We start from the raw sequence: 16,381 nt of genomic DNA, 5'->3' as shown, positions 1-16,381 counted from the left end.
ATCGTGCCTCCCGGGCTTGTCGCCCACAGGACAGGTGTCGCTGTCGTCGTTATCCGGTCAACGTCCGGTCGGCGGTAAAGATTCCCGTGCCGGGTCATGCGTCGCCCGTCGTGCCGCCCCTTGTTGTACCCACCAGTGCCCGTTTTGTCACATCTGACGGCAGATGTGACCCACTGTCTTCACCAAAGCAGCACGCAGTAACGGTCCGCCTGGCAGGCCAAAGGCGTACACTACCGGCCTTTCACTTCCGCGTCTAAATTCGTTCCGGCAGCGGGTTGCCCGCCTCCTCCACCGCGCGCCGCACCGGGACCCGGGCGAGCAGGGCGAAGCCGACAACGAAGAAGATCACGAGAGAGATGATGGCATCCCGATAGCTTCCGGTCAGCTGATACGCGAGACCGAACACAAGTGGACCCAGCCAGCTCAGTCCCCGATCGCTCATCTCGTACGCCGAGAAGTACTCCGCCTCCTTGCCGCGCGGCACCAGATGCGAGAACAGCGAGCGCGACAGCGCCTGGCTGCCGCCCAGCACCAGCCCGATCGCGGCCGCCAGACAGTAGAAGAACACGGGCGCGTCGGCCGGCAGGAAGTAGCCCGCCGCCAGGATCAGCGTCCAGACCGCGAGCGAGCCGAGAATCGTCCGCTTGGCGCCGTGCGTCCGGGCGAGTCGCCCCATCCCCAGGGCACCCACCACCGCGAGCACCTGGACCAGCAGCACCGCCGTGATCAGGGTCGTCTGGTCGAGGCCCAGCTCCTCCGAGCCGAACACCGAGGCCTGCGAGATCACCGTCTGCACGCCGTCGTTGTAGACCAGATAGGCCAGCAGGAAGGAGAGCGTCAGCGGATGCCGGCGCATGTCCTTCAGGGTCGCCCGCAGCTGACGCCAGCCGCTGCCGACCGAGCCGGCCCGCTCGCCCCCGTCCGCGCGGACGTGCCGGTCGCGCAGCCGCCGCAGCGGGACGAGGGTGAAGGCGCCCCACCACACACCGGCCGAGGCGAGGCAGATCCGGATCGCCTCGCCCTCGGTGAGGCCGAACGAGTCGTGACCCGAGTAGAGGACCAGGTTCAGCACGAGGACCAGCGCGCCGGAGGTGTAGCCGAAGGCCCAGCCGCGCGAGGAGACCGCGTCCCGCTCGTCCGGCTCCGCGATCTGCGGCAGATAGGCGTTGTAGAGCACCATCGACACCGCGAGCGAGGCGTTCGCCACGATCAGCAGGAAGGCGCCCAGGAGGTAGCGCTCGCCCGCGAGGAAGAACATCCCCGCCGTGGCCGCCGCCCCCAGGTACGCCGCCGCCGCGAGCAGTGGCTTCTTCCGGCCCGTACGGTCCGCCACCGCGCCCACCAGCGGCATCACCAGGACCGCGACCACGATCGAGGCCGACACGGCGTACGCGAAGAGCGAGCCGGCCCGCACGGGTATCCCGAGCGGGTGCACGAAGCCCTCCGCGTCGGACGCCGCCCGCGCCACCGAGGTCAGGTACGGGCCGAGGAACACGGTCAGCACGCTCGTCGAGTACACCGAGCACGCGAAGTCGTAGAAGTACCAGCCGCGCTGCTCGCGCCGCCGCTCGGCGGTACCGGCGGCGTACTCCTCCGGTTCGGTGGTGTCTGCGGTCAAGGCCGCGCCCCCTCGCTCGTCCCCGTGATCCGTCGCCGCGCCGGCTCGACGCGCGCTCAGACCCACGCCCCCCGCTCGGTCAGCACCGAGCGCAGCGTCTCCAGATGATCGGTCATGATGCCATCCACGCCCAGGTCCAGGAGAGAGTTCATCCGCTCGGGATCGTTCACCGTCCAGACGTGGACCTGGAGCCCGCGCGCGTGCGCCTCGCGCACGAAACGGCGGTCGACCACCGGGATGCCCGCCTGGCGCTCCGGGACCTGCGCGGCGATCGCACCGACCCGCAGGGCCGCCGGGATGCCGAACGAGCGCAGCCGCAGCCCGATCACCCCGCGCACCCCGTACGAGGTGGCCAGCCGGGGCCCGGCCATCTGCTGGGCCCGCGCCACCCTCGCCTCGGTGAAGGAACCCACGCAGACCCGGTCCCAGGCGCGCATCCTGCGGATGAGGTTCACCAGCGGGTACAGCGCCGACTCGGCCTTGAGGTCCACGTTCCAGCGGGCCTCCGGGAACTCCTCCAGGAGGTCGGCGAAGAGCGGCAGCGGTTCCTTGCCCGCCACGCGGGCCTCGCCGACCGCCGCCCACGGCAGGTCGCGGATCCGGCCCGAGGCGTCCGTGACCCGGTCGAGGGTCGCGTCGTGGAAGGCGACGAGCGCCCCGTCCGCCGTCGTGTGCACATCGGTCTCGAAGTAGCGGTAGCCCGCCGCCGCGGCCAGGCGGAAGGCGGCCGCGGTGTTCTCCAGGCCGTTCGCCGTGCCGCCGCGGTGGGCGAACGCGAGGGGGGAGGGGTGGTCGAGATAGGGGTGGCGTACGCGAGTCACGGGCGCAGTATGGCCTGTCCCGGTGTCTCGGGGGCGACCTGCGGGCGGACGGACGCCACTTCCGGCGAGGCTTCCGGGCCGACGGAATCCGGCTCGGGCACGGCGAACCAGCGCAGGAAGTACTGGGCGAGCGGCCCGATCGCCAGCGCGTACAGGACCGTGCCGACGCCGACCGAACCGCCGAGCACGAAGCCGGTCGCGACGACGGCCACCTCGATCGCCGTCCGCACCAGCCGGATCGACCGGCCGGTGAGCCGGTGCAGACCGGTCATCAGGCCGTCGCGCGGGCCGGGGCCGAACCGCGCCGCGATGTACAGGCCGGTGGCGACCCCGTTGAGGGTGATGCCGAGCACGAGGAGCGGCACCTGTCCGGCCAGGCCGTGGACGTCCGGGACGAGCGCCAGCGTGCCGTCCATGGCGATGCCGATCGCGAAGACGTTGGAGACGGTGCCCAGACCCGGCTTCTGGCGGATCGGGATCCACAGGAGCAGCACCGCCGCCCCGACGATGATCGACACCACGCCGATCGTCAGCCCGGTCTTCTCGGCGAGACCCTGGTGGAGGACGCCCCAGGGCTCCAGGCCGAGCCCGCTGCGCACCAGGAGCGCCGAGCTCACCCCGTACAGCGTCAGACCGACGTACAGCTGGACGAGCCGGCGGGTGAGGTGCCGGCCGTGGAGGCCGGAGGCGATGGACAAGGGATTGCCCCCCAGGGTGGTGGTGGTGGACTGGCTCATGTCACTCTGTGGCGGGGTATCGGGTGCCAACCATGGCCAATTCGATGAAGGTGGACTGATTTCGATGGCTCAGTGGACTTCGGCGGTGGGGCCGGCGCAGCTCGCCCGGCAGCTCCAGGCGCAGCAGCCGCGGCCCGCGGGACCCGGCGCCCGCAAGCCGCCCGCCTACCGCGCCCTCGCCGACGGCATCCGCCTCCTCGTCCTGGAGGGCCGCGTCCCCGTCGCTGCCCGCCTGCCCGCCGAGCGGGAGCTCGCCCTCGCCCTGACCGTCAGCCGCACGACGGTGGCCGCCGCCTACGAGGCGCTGCGGACCGAGGGCTTCCTGGAGTCGCGCCGCGGGGCCGGCAGCTGGACGGCCGTTCCGGCCGGGAACCCGCTGCCCGCGCGCGGCCTCGAACCCCTGCCCCCGGAGGCCCTCGGCTCCCTGATCGACCTCGGCTGCGCGGCGCTGCCCGCGCCCGAGCCCTGGCTCACCCGGGGCGTCCAGGGCGCCCTGGAGGAGCTGCCGCCCTACGCCCACACGCACGGCGACTACCCGGCCGGGCTGCCCGCGCTGCGCCAGACGCTCGCCGACCGCTACACCGCGCGCGGCATCCCCACCATGCCCGAGCAGATCATGGTGACCACCGGGGCCATGGGCGCCATCGACGCCATCTGCCACCTCTTCGCGGGGCGGGGCGAGCGCGTCGCGGTCGAGTCGCCCTCGTACGCGAACATCCTCCAGCTCATGCGGGAGGCCGGCGCCCGGCTCGTCCCCGTCGCCATGTCGGAGGGGCTCGGCAGCTGGGACATGGGCCGCTGGCGCCAGGTCCTGCGCGACGCCGCGCCCCGCCTCGCGTACGTCGTCGCCGACTTCCACAACCCGACCGGCGCGCTGGCGGACGAGGACCAGCGGCGGCAGCTCGTCGACGCGGCCCGCTCGGCCGGCACGGTCCTCGTCGTCGACGAGACCATGACCGAGCTGCACCTCGACGACGACGTGGAGATGCCCCGGCCGGTCTGCGCCTTCGACCCGGCGGGCTCGACGGTCCTGACGGTCGGTTCGGCCAGCAAGGCCTTCTGGGCGGGCATGCGGATCGGCTGGGTCCGGGCCGCGCCCGACGTCATCCGCTCGCTCGTGGCCGCGCGGGCGTACGCGGACCTCGGCACCCCCGTCCTGGAACAGCTCGGCGTGAACTGGCTGATGGGGACCGGCGGCTGGGAGGAGGCCGTGAGCCTCCGGCGCGCGCAGGCACGGGCCAACCGGGACGCGATCGTCACCGCGGTCCGCAGGGAGCTGCCGGAGTGGGAGTTCTCCGTGCCGCGCGGCGGGCTGACCCTCTGGGTCCGCACCGGCGGGCTCTCCGGTTCCCGGCTCGCGGAGGCGGGCGAGCGCGTCGGCGTCCGGGTCCCCTCGGGCCCGCGCTTCGGCGTGGACGGCGCCTTCGAGGGCTTCATCCGGCTGCCCTTCACGGTCGGCGGCCCGGTCGCCGACGAGGCCGCCGCCCGGCTGGCCGCCGCGGCGCGCCTGGTGGAGTCGGGCGCGGCGGGCGGGGGAGTGGAACCGCCCCGTTCGTTCGTCGCGTAGGACACATGCCGAGAGGCCGGTACGGACCTGGGGTCCGTACCGGCCTCTCGGCATGTGAGCGGGGCGCTCAGCCTTCGGCGGCGACCGGAGCGTGGCGGGGTGCGGGGCCCGGATCCGGCGCGAGGCGCGGGGCCGGGTCGGGGGCCGCGGCCGGGACCGCACCGACCGCCATCGTCTTCACCGTCTCGACCGACACGGTGTCGACGGCCAGGGTGCCGACCGCCAGGGTGTCGACGGCCAGGTTGCCGTCCGCCGGGGTGTCGACGGCCAGGGCCTCGACCGGCGCCCGGCGTTCGGGGAGGAGCGCGAGGACGGCCTGGCGGTGCGACTCGCTCGTGGCGTCGTCGTACGGGTCGGGCGTCGCCGGCACCTGGAGCCGCAGGACCGGGCCCGTGCCGAGGCGTGCGTAGCCCCGGCCCGGCGGCACCTGGGGCGTCGGCGTGGTGTGCGGCGCGGAGCCGAGGACCGACTCGATCTGCTCGGGGGTGGCGGGACCGAGCACGATCCGCGCGCGGGTGTGGGTCCGTACGGTCTCGCTCAGCGTGTCCGCGCTGTCGAACTGCTCCGCCACCACCACCGTGACCTGTGCCGCGCGCCCGTGCCGCAGCGGCACCTGGAGCAGCTCCTGCGGGTCGGGGCGGCCGTCGGCGGCGGCGAGGTGGCCGAGGATGCCCGGCCGGTCGAGGAGGATCCACAGCGGCCGCCGGGTGTCCTCCGGCGCGGGATGACCCGCCTGCCGGGCGCGGTTGGCGGCGATCAGCCGCCGCTCCGTCTCGTGCGCCGCCCATTCCAGGCTGGCCAGGGCGCCGGAGAGCCCGCACTCGACGGCGAGGACCCCGTCGCGGCCGGTCAGGCAGGCGTACTCGCCGGTGCCGCCGCCCTCGACGATCAGCACGTCGCCGTGCGGCAGGGCCTGGAGCGCGATCGAGCGCAGTAGGGAGGTGGTGCCGCTGCCCGGCTGGCCCACGGCCAGCAGGTGCGGCTCGGAGGAGCGGGGGCCCGTGCGCCAGACCACGGCCGGCGCGTCCTCCGTGGCGTCCGCCGCGACGACGGGCACGGTCCGCTGCACGGCGTCCTCGTCGGTGAAGCCGAGGACGGTCTCGCCCGGCACGGTCACGAAGCGCTGGGCGGCGATGGTGGTGGGCAGGGCGGGCAGGACGCTCATGACGAGCCGGTTGCCCTCCTCGTCCCAGTCGAAGTGGTACTCGCGGCCGCGCCCCGACTTGGCGTGCAGCAGCTGCTCGATGCGGGCGCGCGCGGTGGGTTCTCCGTCGGTGAAGTACGGGGGGTACGCGATCCTCAGCCGGGTGAGCCGCCCGTCGTCGTCGAAGGCGTACTCCCCGAAGGCGCCGCTCCAGTCGCCGCCGTGGGCGAAGAGCGGGGAGGGGTCGTCGGGGACGGAGAAGTACGGCACGAGGGCCTCGTACAGGCCCTTGAGCCGCGCGATCTCCGCGTCGTCGGGCCCGGTCTTCACGACCGGGCGTTCGCGCCCCTTCCACGCGGCGGCGCCCATGAGCGTGACGAGCGCGAGCAGCGGCCCGTACGGCACGAGGGCGACGACCAGGACACAGGCCGCGACCAGGAGCAGCGTGGGACCGCGCCGCTCCTTGGGGGTCGCGGCCCACTTGGCGCGCGCGGTCGCGGCCAGCTTCCGCAGACCACGGGAGACCGTGATCAGCGGCTGGAGCACGTCGGTGGCGCTGTCGGCGGCCGTGCGCGCGATCTCTCGGCTACGAGCGATCTGCGCGCTGCCGCTGCTCAGAATGCGGGGGAGTGGTCGCCGGGCCACGTCGTACTCCTGTGTGTCGTGGAAGGGGCTGGGGGAGGGGGCAGGGGCAGGAATCCCCCTCGGGCGTCAGAACTTGATTCCGCCCAGGAGACCGGCGAGGCTCTGCCCGCCCGCCGTGATGCTGGGGGCGATGGCGGTGCCCGCGAGGTAGAAGCCGAACAGAGCGCTGACGAGGGCGTGCGAGGCCTTCATCCCGTCCTTCTTGAAGAACAGGAAGCAGATGATGCCGAGCAGGACCACGCCTGAGATGGACAGGATCATTTGGTGTTCTCCTGGTTGAGGGGACAGTCACCATGAGTCCTTCCAGGTTCACAGCAAGTATCTATGTGACTAAAGGTGCATTAGAGTGAAATTCCCCCGATTTCACTGCACCGGCTCAAGGCGGATGCCTCGCCGGGTGGCGAAATCGCGGCGCTGCGCTAGGGACAGGCCGTCCGGATCGCGGTGATCTTTGCCTCAATGGGGCGCGGTCGTGTCGCCCGACGGGCAGTACCCTGTCGATTCACTCGTACGGCCGCGCTTGCCGTGCGCAGGTCATCACTGCAGGAGAGAGGCGGTTCCACCCGATGAGCGAGACTCCGGACCCCGAGGTCATCGAGCTGGCGTCCAAGGTCTTCGACCTCGCACGCACGGGGGACGCCGACGCCCTGGCCGCCTACGTCGACGCGGGCGTCCCGGCGAACCTCACCAACGACAAGGGCGACTCCCTCGTCATGCTCGCCGCCTACCACGGCCACTCCGCCGCGGTCTCGGCCCTCCTGGAGCGCGGTGCCGACGCCGACCGCGCCAACGACCGCGGCCAGACCCCGCTCGCGGGCGCCGTCTTCAAGGGTGAGGACGCCGTCATCCGCGCGCTGCTCGCCGGCGGCGCGAATCCGGAGTCCGGGACTCCGTCCGCCGTCGACACCGCCCGCATGTTCGGCAAGACCGAACTCCTGGAGCTCTTCGGATCCCGGTGAACGGGTACTGAACCCCAGGTGAGAGCAGCGTCGTAAATGTGGTCGCGGTGGCGAAATGGGTGGGTCATCATGACGTCGGGCCCGGCGGACCGGGCCACCGACGAGAGGCAGAGGAAGATGGTCACTGGCAAGCGCAGGACGACGAGCGGCCCGACATGTTGCCGCACGGCCTAGGCGTACAGAGATGTATCGCCTGACCCGGGTCATCCCGGTCTTCCCCGGTCGTGTCGACAGCTTGATGTGAGGCGTCTTCCATGTTCGATCCAGTCATAGCGCCGAGCGGCACCCTGCTCGGCCTGCTGCAGAGGGGCCGCGGCGACGGCACCCTGCACGCCCTTGCCGCACCACGCGCCGAGGCCCTCGCGGCCCTCGGCCACTGCGTTCTCTCCGACCCCCGCCACGACTGGCAGGTCGAGAACCGCTCCCTCTACTACGCCCGTCTCTACCTGGACCTCCACGGCGGTCTCGACGAGATCGAGGCGCACCTCTTCGGTGCCGAGGACCACCTCGACCCCGAGGAGTCCAGGACCGGGCTCGCGCTCGCCGTCCTGGGGCACCTCGCCTCCTACGGACGCCAGGACGCCCTGCTCATGCTCCGGCGCTACGCGGCGACCGGCGCGAACTGGGCCTGGGCCCTGGACGAGCTGGCCCTGCGTGACGACGACGCCGGGCTGCGCGGACTCGCCCTGCCCGTGCTCGCCCGTTTCCCGGCCGGCCCGGCGGGCGACGCCGAGCTGGCGGGCGTCGTCCGGGACGCCTTCGAGCCCCGGCCCTGGCGCCTGTGGGCCGAGGACCAGCGGGACGCCGTCGGCGCCCGGGTCAGGGCCGCCCAGGAACAGGGCTCCTTCGACCGCTGGCAGCGCCAGATGCGCCCCGCCGGGCCCCGCCCCGGCTGGAGCGTGCGGGCCGTCCTCGACTGGGCCCAGGAGGGGTACGAGCGAGGTGCCGTCCTCGACGGCCCCGCCGCCCGCTGCCTCGCCGCCGTGGCCGGTCCCGAGGACCGTCCCGAGCTCCTCGCCGCCGCCCGCGACGGATCGCCGGGGGCGCGTGGCGCCGCCCTCCACCACCTCGCCGCGTCACGGGACCCCGCCGTCCTCGACCTCGTGGAGGCAGCCGTCGACGGCGGTTCCCGCCCGGTCGCCGAGGCCGCCGTCGCCGCCTACCGGCGGATGTGCGGCGAGGACGCCGTCGCCCGCGCCCGCGCGTGGGTCCGGCGGACCGACGAGCTCGGCGCGGCCGCCGCCGAGGTCCTCGCCTGCCGCGGCACGGCGCAGGACGCCGGCCTCGTCCTCGGGGCGCTGCGCGGGACCATCCGCTCCGCCGGCCCCGACGCCCCCCAGCTCGCCGTCCTCGTCGACGGAGTGGGCCGGCTCGACATCGCCTGCGCGGCGCCCGTGCTCCGCCACGTCTACCGCGAGACGGCCTCCTCCCAGCTGCGCGGCCGGGTGGCGCGCGCCCTCGCGGCCACCGATCCCACCTTCGCGACCGGCTTCGCCGTCGAATGCCTCTGGGACTGCGAGGAGACCACCCGCGAGGTGGCCGCCCAGCACGCCGAGACCGGCGACGTACGGGTCGCCGAGCGACTTCGACGCCTCGCCGCCGATCCGGCCGAGGAAGCCGAGGTCCAGACCGCGGTGCGCAACCGGATAGGACCGGACCTCCAGGTCTGACCCCGTTCCCGTTCCGGTTCCTGTTCCAGACCTGACCCCTCCCCAGGCCTGACCGGACCGGACCATCCCTCCCGTCGCCCGGACCCCGGGGCGGCGCGGCCTGCGGCGGAGACCCCGCCGATCGTGGCCCCGCCCCGGGCGTCCGGAGACGGGACGGGACGCCGTGCGGCCCGCGCGGCGAAACGCTCATGGGACGTTCCCCCGCCGTCCAGATCGACGTCGGCGGGTACACGCCAAGCGGGACGACAACACCCGTATGCGTGTCGTCATCGTCACAGAATTCTTCCCTCCCGATGTCAACGGTGTGGCGCACTGCGCCCTCCAGACCGCGCGCCACCTCGTCCGCCGGGGCCACGTCCCGCTCGTCATCGCCCCCGCCGTCGCCGACCCGGCCGCGGACGCCGACGCCCCCTGCGCCGTCGTCCGCGTGCCCTCCTTGCCCCTGCCCGGCTATCCCCAGGTCAGAGTCGCCCTGCCCAGCCGCCGCGTCGCCGCCGCCATCGCCGCGCACCGCGCCGACCTCGTCCACCTCGCCGGACCCTTCGTCCTCGGGGTGCGCGGCATGACAGCCGCCGCCCGGCTCGGCATCCCCGCCGTCGCCGTCTACCAGACCGACCTCGCCGGCTACGCCCGTACGTACGTGGGCGCCGGCGAAGGCGCCGCCTGGCGCCGGCTGCGCGCCGTCCACGGCGCGGCCGACCGTACCCTCGCCCCGTCGTCCGCCGCCGTGCGCGACCTGGAGGCCCACGGCATCCGACGCATCCGGCTCTGGGGGCGCGGCGTGGACACCGACCGCTTCCGCCCCGACCTGCGCGACGACGGGCTGCGCCGCGAACTCGCCCCCGGCGGCGAACTCCTCGTCGGCTACATAGGCCGCCTCGCGCCGGAGAAGCGCGTGGACCTGCTCGCGGGCACACACGGCATACCGGGCGTCCGGACCGTCGTCGTCGGCGACGGGCCCAGCGAGGCGGGGCTGCGGGCGGCCCTGCCGGAGGCCCGGTTCCTGGGCCGCCGCACCGGCGACGACCTCGCCCGGATCTTCGCCTCGCTCGACGTCTTCGCCCACACCGGCCCGTACGAGACGTTCTGCCAGACCGTCCAGGAGGCCATGGCCAGCGGGGTCCCGGTGATCGCCCCGGCCGCCGGCGGGCCCCTGGACCTGATCGACCACGGGCGCACCGGACTCCTCGTACCGCCCGGCGACCCGGACGCCCTGCGGGAGGCCGTCACCTCGCTCGCCGCGGACCCGGAGCTGCGCGCCGCCTACGGCCTGGCCGGCCGGGCCGCCGTCGCGGGCCGCACCTGGGAGGCGCTCGGCGACGAGCTGATCGGCCACTACCAGGAGGTCCTGCGCGAGCGGACGGCGGTGGCGGCGTGAACGGCGCTGGTACGGCTATGGGAAGCGGCGAGGCCACCGGCACTCGTACGGCTCCGGGAAGCGGCGAGGCCACCGGCCCTCGTACGGCTCCGGGAAGCAGGGGCGGGCTCCGGATCGTGCGGCTCGCCAACTTCGTGACCGCCACCTCCGGCGGCCTGCGCACCGCCCTCGACCAGCTGGGCCGCGGCTACCTCGCCGCCGGGCACGACCCCGTCCTCGTCGTCCCCGGCGACGTCGCGAGCGACCACCGCACCGAGCAGGGCCGGGTCATCACCCTCCCCGGGCCCGTCCTGCCCGGCACCGGCGGCTACCGCGTCCTCGCCGACCGGCGCCGGATCGCGCGCCTCCTCGACGAGCTCGCCCCCGACCGGATCGAGGTGTCGGACCGCACGACCCTGCGCTGGACGGGGGAGTGGGCACGCCGCGCCCGGGTGCCGTCGGTGATGGTCTCGCACGAGACGGCGGACGGGGTGCTGCGTACCTGGGGCGTTCCCCCCGCGCTCGCCGCCCGCGCGGCGGACCGGCTCAACCGCCGTACGGCCTGGGCCTTCGCCCGGATCGTCTGCACCACGGAGTGGGCGGAGCGCGAGTTCGTACGGATCGGGGCGCGCAACGTCGTACGGGCTCCGCTCGGCGTGGACCTGGAACGGTGCCGGCCCGGCCGCCGCAGCACCGTGCTGCGCGCCCGGTACGCGGACGGGGAACGGGTGCTCCTGGCGCTGTGCTCGCGCCTCTCCGTCGAGAAGCGGCCCGGCACGGCCCTGGACGCCCTCGCGGAGCTCCGGGGCGCCGGGGTACGGGCGGCGCTGGTCGTCGCGGGCGACGGGCCCCTGCGGGGCGCCCTGGAGCGGCGGGCGCGCGAGCGGTGCCTCCCGGTGAGGTTCCTCGGGCACGTCGCCGACCGGGAGGCCCTCGCGGACCTCCAGGCCGCGGCGGACGTGTGCCTGGCCCCGGGGCCCGCCGAGACGTTCGGCCTCTCCGCCCTGGAGGCCCTCGCCTGCGGGACGCCGGTCGTCGTCAGCGCCTCCTCCGCCCTCCCGGAGGTCGTCGGGTCCGCGGGCGCCGTGGCCGCCGACACTCCGGAGGCCTTCGCGGAGGCGGTACGGGGGGTGCTGGCCGTTCCCGAGGCCGTCCGGCGCGCGGGCGCACGCGCGCGTGCGGAGGGATTCACCTGGGACCGGTCGGTGGCGGCCTTCCTCCAGGCCCACGACGCACTGCCCTCGGCCGGTCCGTCCCCGGTCCCGTCTCCCGGTCCGTCCCCGGTCCCGTCTCCCGTTCCGCCTCCGGTCCCGAATCCTTCCCCGTCCGGCGCCTCTTGGCTCTCGCCTCCGCAGGAGGCACGCCGATGAAGGGGGAGCCCATGGAGGCGACGGCTCCTCCGACGGCGGCCGAGGCAGCGCCCGGCCCCTTTCGGTTCGCCGTGCTCGGCGACTCGTTCAGCGAGGGCGTCGGCGACCGCGTGAACGGGACCTGGCGCGGGTGGGCGCCCCTGCTCGCGGACGGGCTCGCGGCCGGGGGACGGGAGACGGCGTTCCTGAACCTCGCCGTCGGCGGCGCCCTCAGCCGGGACGTCGACGAGGACCAGCGGCCCCGGGCCCTCGCCTTCCGGCCGCACCTCGCCTCCGTGGTCGTCGGCGTCAACGACACCCTGCGCCAATCCTTCGACATCGAGCTGCTCGCCCGCCGCCTCGACCGCGTCCTCGCGGACCTCGACGCCGCCGGAGCCGTCCTCCTGACCGCCTGCCTGCCCGACCCCGGGCGCATGCTCGGCCTGCCGCCGCCCCTGGCCCGCCCCCTCGCCCGCCGCCAGCGCTCCGTCAATTCCGTCGTCCACGCCCTGTCCGACCGGTACGACGCGGTCCACCTCCACCTCGCCGACACCGCCTGGACCAAGAACCGCGCCCTGTGGAGCGCCGACCGGCTCCACCCGGGCGAACGCGGCCACCGAGCCGTCGCCGCGGGCTTCCACCGGCTCCTGGCCGCCCGCGGGCTGGCCCACGGCAGACCGCCCGCGCGGGAGCCAGGACAACCGCCGCCGACCCGGGCGGAGGCCCTGCACTGGCTCGCCACCGCAGGGACCGGCTGGGCGCTGCGCCGCAGCCGCGACCTGCTCCCGCAGCTGCTCCTGCTCGCCGGCGCCGAACTCCGCCATTGGGCCGACGGTTCCGGCACCGGGCCCCTCGACGCGCGCGCGGATGCCGCCCTCGCCGCCGCGCTCACGGCCACAATGGGGAGATGAACGGGCGCTGGGAGTTCTGGATCGACCGGGGCGGCACCTTCACCGACGTCGTCGGACGGCGGCCCGACGGACGGCTCGTCACCCGCAAGCTGCTCTCGCACGACCCCGGGCGCCACCAGGACGCCGCCGTCGCCGGGATCCGCGCGCTCCTCGGCCTCGGCCCCGGCGAACCCGTCCCCGCCGACCGGATCGCCGTCGTCAAGATGGGCACCACCGTCGCCACCAACGCCCTCCTGGAGCGGCGCGGCGAACCGACCCTCCTCCTCGTCACCGAGGGCTTCCGCGACGCCCTGCGCATCGCCTACCAGAACCGCCCCCGCCTCTTCGACCGGCACATCGTGCTGCCCGAGGCGGTGTACGCGCGCGTGGCCGAGGTCCCGGAACGCGTCGACGCCCACGGCCGCCTCGTCCGCCCCCTGGACGCGACCGCCGTCGCCGAGGAACTCGCCGCCGCCCACCGGGACGGGTTCCGCTCCGTCGCCGTCGTCCTGCTCCACGGCTACCGCCACCCCGCCCACGAGACCCGGATCGCCGAGGCCGCGAGGGCCGCCGGATTCACACAGGTCAGCTGCTCGCACGAGGTCAGCCCGCTCATCAAACTGATCCCGCGCGGCGACACCACCGTCGTCGACGCCTACCTCTCCCCGATCCTGCGCCGGTACGTCGACGAGGTCGCCCGGGAACTGGCCGGGATCCGCCTCATGTTCATGCAGTCCAACGGCGGACTGCGCGAGGCGGCCCACTTCCGGGGCAAGGACGCCGTCCTGTCCGGACCGGCCGGCGGCGTCGTCGGTATGGCCCGCACCTCGGCGCAGACGGGACACGAGCGGGTCATCGGCTTCGACATGGGCGGCACGTCCACGGACGTCTCGCACTACGCGGGCGCCTTCGAGCGCGAACTCGGCACCCAGGTCGCCGGGGTGCGCATGCGGGCACCGATGATGAGCATCCACACCGTCGCGGCGGGCGGCGGCTCCGTCCTCCACTACGACGGCCGCCGCTACCGCGTGGGCCCCGACTCGGCGGGCGCCGTCCCCGGCCCCGCCTGCTACCGCCGCGGCGGCCCGCTCACCGTCACCGACGCCAACGTCATGCTCGGCCGCGTCCAGCCCGCCCACTTCCCCGCCGTGTTCGGCGAGAGCGGCGACCGGTCCCTGGACGCCGAGGTCGTACGGGAGCGGTTCACGGAACTCGCCGGGGAGATCGGCGGCGGGCGGACGCCTGAGGAGGTCGCCGCGGGCTTCCTGGAGATCGCCGTCCTGAACATGGCCAACGCCGTCAAGAAGATCTCCGTCCAGCGCGGCCACGACGTCACCCGCTACGCCCTCACCAGCTTCGGCGGCGCCGGCGGCCAGCACGCCTGCGCCGTCGCCGACGCCCTGGGCGTCGACACCGTCCTCGTCCCCCCGCTGGCCGGCGTGCTCTCCGCGTACGGCATCGGGCTCGCCGACGCCACGGCCATGCGGGAGCGGTCCGTCGAGGCCGAGCTCGACGCCCCCGGCACCCACGCGCGCGTGACGGCCCTCTGCGCCGAACTCGCCGAGCGGACGCGTGAGGAGCTGCGCGCCGACGGACTGCCGGACGAGGCGATCACCACGCACGCGCGCGTGCTCCTGCGCTACGCGGGGACGGACGCGAGCCTCCCCGTCGACCTCGCTCCCGCCGAATCGATGAAAACCGAGTTCACGGCCGTTCACAGGTCGCGATACGCGTTCACCATGGACAAGCCGGTCGTCGTCGAGGCGGTCTCCGTGGAGGCCGTCGGCCGCGCGGGGCCGCACGGCCCCGTCCTCGTCGACGCCGGCGAGCGGACGGGCCCCCTCGCCCCCCGGACCACCGTCCGGATGCACAGCGGCGGCACGCCCCACGACACCCCGCTCCACCGGCGCGAGGACCTGCGGCCAGGCGACACCGTCGACGGCCCCGCCCTCCTCGCCGAGGCCGACGCCACGACCGTCGTCGACAGCGGCTGGCGCGCCACCGCGACCGACGGCGGACACCTCCTCCTGCACCGCGTCACCCCGCGCCCCGCGCGCGTGGCGGCCGGGACGGACGTGGACCCGGTCCTCCTGGAAGTCTTCAACAACCTCTTCATGGCCATCGCCGAACAGATGGGCGTGCGCCTGGAGAACACCGCCCACTCGGTCAACATCAAGGAACGCCTCGACTTCTCCTGCGCGCTCTTCGACGCCGAGGGCAACCTCATCGCCAACGCGCCCCACATCCCCGTCCACCTCGGCTCCATGGGCGAGTCCATCAAGGAGGTCCTGCGGCGCCGCGGGGGCGACCTGCGGCCCGGCGACGTGTACGCCGTCAACGACCCGTACCACGGCGGCACCCATCTGCCCGACGTCACCGTCGTGACCCCGGTGTTCGGTGACACGGGCGACGACCTCCGCTTCCTGGTCGCCTCCCGCGGCCACCACGCCGAGATCGGCGGCATCACCCCCGGCTCCATGCCCGCCTTCAGCCGCACCGTCGAGGAGGAGGGCGTCCTCTTCGACAACTGGCTGCTCGTCCGGGACGGCCGGCTCCGCGAGGCCGAGACCCGGGCCCTGCTCACCGGCGCCCGCCACCCCTCCCGCGACCCCGACACCAACATCGCCGACCTGCGCGCCCAGATCGCCGCCAACGAGAAGGGCGTCGAGGAACTGCGCAGGACCGTCGACGAGTTCGGCCTCGACGTCGTCCAGGCCTACATGCGGCACGTCCGCGCCAACGCCGAGGAATCCGTCCGCCGCCTCGTCGCCCGCCTCCACGACGGCGCGTACCGCTACGAGACCGACAGCGGCGCGATCATCGCCGTCGAGGTCCGCGTCGACCGCGAACGCCGCTCCGCCGTCGTCGACTTCACCGGCACCTCCCCGCAGCTCCCCGGCAACGCCAACGCGCCCACGTCCGTCGTCATGGCCGCCGTCCTGTACGTCTTCCGCACCCTCGTCGACGAGGACATCCCGCTCAACAGCGGCTGCCTGGAGCCCCTGGAGATCCGCGTCCCGCCCGGCTCCATGCTCGCGCCCGTCCACCCCGCCGCCACCGTCGCCGGGAACGTCGAGACCTCCCAGGCCGTCACGGGCGCGCTGTACGCGGCCCTCGGCGTCCAGGCCGAGGGCTCCGGCACCATGAACAACGTCACCTTCGGCAACGCGCGCGTGCAGTACTACGAGACCGTCGCCAGCGGCTCGGGCGCGGGGGACGGCTTCGACGGAGCCGACGCCGTCCAGACCCACATGACCAACTCCCGGCTCACCGACCCCGAGGTCCTGGAGTGGCGCCACCCGGTCCGCGTCGACGCCTTCGCGGTACGGGAGGACGGCGGCGGGCGCGGCCGGTGGCACGGCGGCCACGGGGTCGAGCGCCGCATCCGCTTCCTGGAGCCGATGACGGTGGCCCTCCTCACCGGACACCGCCGGGTCCCGCCGTACGGGATGGCAGGCGGCGAGCCGGGCGCCCTCGGCGAGAACCTCGTGGAACGCGCCGACGGCACCGTCGAACACCTCGGCGGCGCCGCGACGGCCGACCTCGGCGCCGACGACGTCCTGGTCGTGCGCACCCCCGGCGGCGGTGGCTACGGCCCGCCGCCACCCGGCCCGTGAAGCCCCC

At 74.4% G+C, this 16,381-nt stretch carries 12 protein-coding genes; 7 read left to right on the top strand and 5 right to left on the bottom strand.

The features are described 5' to 3' along the window. Positions 1 to 253 precede the first annotated feature (253 nt). The 3 genes from ASC82_RS19855 to ASC82_RS19845 are packed head-to-tail and all read right to left on the bottom strand — an operon-like array spanning position 254 to position 3,176. Positions 254 to 1,618, bottom strand: a complete 1,365-nt coding sequence (locus tag ASC82_RS19855) for an MFS transporter (protein ID WP_056649735.1) — start codon at positions 1,616 to 1,618, stop codon at positions 254 to 256. Positions 1,619 to 1,674: 56 nt separating this feature from the next. After that, the gene (locus ASC82_RS19850; protein ID WP_056649732.1) at positions 1,675 to 2,439 is read right to left on the bottom strand and encodes a glycerophosphodiester phosphodiesterase; all 765 of its coding nucleotides are present in this window, start codon (positions 2,437 to 2,439) and stop codon (positions 1,675 to 1,677) included. Further along, positions 2,436 to 3,176: a hypothetical protein gene (locus tag ASC82_RS19845; protein WP_242427713.1), complete on the bottom strand. Its 741-nt coding sequence runs from the start codon at positions 3,174 to 3,176 to the stop codon at positions 2,436 to 2,438. Before ASC82_RS19845 ends, ASC82_RS19850 begins: the two co-directional genes overlap by 4 nt. Before the next feature lie 64 nt (positions 3,177 to 3,240). Here ASC82_RS19845 and ASC82_RS19840 point away from each other — a divergent pair, with 64 nt between their 5' ends. Further along, entirely contained in the window at positions 3,241 to 4,743 is a 1,503-nt protein-coding gene (locus tag ASC82_RS19840; RefSeq protein ID WP_056649730.1) for a PLP-dependent aminotransferase family protein, read from the top strand. A 67-nt stretch (positions 4,744 to 4,810) separates the two neighbouring features. Here ASC82_RS19840 and ASC82_RS19835 read toward each other — a convergent pair whose 3' ends face one another. Both ASC82_RS19835 and ASC82_RS19830 read right to left on the bottom strand, forming a co-directional pair. Further along, positions 4,811 to 6,532, bottom strand: coding sequence for a hypothetical protein (locus ASC82_RS19835; protein ID WP_056649728.1), 1,722 nt, complete (start codon positions 6,530 to 6,532; stop codon positions 4,811 to 4,813). A gap of 66 nt (positions 6,533 to 6,598) precedes the next feature. Next, complete coding sequence (locus tag ASC82_RS19830; RefSeq protein WP_015032212.1) at positions 6,599 to 6,793, bottom strand: hypothetical protein; 195 nt, start codon at positions 6,791 to 6,793, stop codon at positions 6,599 to 6,601. Between the two features lie 305 nt (positions 6,794 to 7,098). Between ASC82_RS19830 and ASC82_RS19825 the strand changes: the two genes are divergently transcribed. The 6 genes from ASC82_RS19825 (at position 7,099) to ASC82_RS19800 (ending at position 16,374) form a co-directional block, all read left to right on the top strand. Then, a complete protein-coding gene (locus ASC82_RS19825) occupies positions 7,099 to 7,491 on the top strand; it encodes an ankyrin repeat domain-containing protein (RefSeq protein ID WP_056649725.1) in 393 nt (130 codons plus the stop codon). A 254-nt stretch (positions 7,492 to 7,745) separates the two neighbouring features. Next, on the top strand, positions 7,746 to 9,161 hold the full coding sequence (locus ASC82_RS19820; protein ID WP_056649722.1) for a HEAT repeat domain-containing protein: 1,416 nt from the start codon (positions 7,746 to 7,748) through the stop codon (positions 9,159 to 9,161). A gap of 256 nt (positions 9,162 to 9,417) precedes the next feature. After that, a complete protein-coding gene (locus ASC82_RS19815) occupies positions 9,418 to 10,539 on the top strand; it encodes a glycosyltransferase family 1 protein (RefSeq protein WP_056649719.1) in 1,122 nt (373 codons plus the stop codon). Positions 10,540 to 10,556: 17 nt separating this feature from the next. Then, positions 10,557 to 11,888, top strand: coding sequence for a glycosyltransferase (locus ASC82_RS19810; protein ID WP_079039385.1), 1,332 nt, complete (start codon positions 10,557 to 10,559; stop codon positions 11,886 to 11,888). A gap of 11 nt (positions 11,889 to 11,899) precedes the next feature. Next, positions 11,900 to 12,778 (top strand): SGNH/GDSL hydrolase family protein, encoded by an 879-nt coding sequence (locus ASC82_RS19805; protein ID WP_056650781.1) that lies wholly within the window; start codon positions 11,900 to 11,902, stop codon positions 12,776 to 12,778. Further along, entirely contained in the window at positions 12,775 to 16,374 is a 3,600-nt protein-coding gene (locus tag ASC82_RS19800; protein ID WP_056649716.1) for a hydantoinase B/oxoprolinase family protein, read from the top strand. Before ASC82_RS19805 ends, ASC82_RS19800 begins: the two co-directional genes overlap by 4 nt. Positions 16,375 to 16,381 lie beyond the last annotated feature (7 nt).

The organism is Streptomyces sp. Root431, from assembly GCF_001426585.1.
In the GTDB taxonomy this organism is placed as follows: domain Bacteria; phylum Actinomycetota; class Actinomycetes; order Streptomycetales; family Streptomycetaceae; genus Streptomyces; species Streptomyces stackebrandtii.
This window is presented reverse-complemented; position numbering and strand designations above follow the sequence as displayed.